We start from the raw sequence: 306 nt of genomic DNA on the forward strand, positions 1-306 counted from the left end.
GCTGCGATCCGCGTCCTCCCCCTCCTTGCCGCCTTCCTTGCCGCCCTCGGCGCCCGGGAAGGTCAGCCGCATGGTCTGGTCGGAGGAGCGCACGAGCCGGCCGGCGCCGCTGGCGGTGCCCTGCGCGGCGGAGGGCCGGCGCTCGTCGCGATGGTCGGGATAGACGGCGCGGACGACGTCGCCCGAGAACATCTCGCCCCGCCCCACGGCGGCGAACACGTCCCCGGTCGTCGCGCGGGCGAGCCGCGGCAGGGCGCCCCGGAGCTTGTCCTCCGAGAAGGTCTTGGCGGCGCGCTCGAAGGCCCG

1 protein-coding gene is annotated in these 306 nt (G+C 76.8%); it reads right to left on the reverse strand.

Annotated features, from left to right (window positions below):
* Positions 1-306: RelA/SpoT AH/RIS domain-containing protein (locus ACLBX8_RS31910; protein WP_447716438.1), on the reverse strand; the 306-nt coding region annotated here is incomplete at both ends.

Source organism: Methylobacterium sp. D48H (assembly GCF_053345715.1).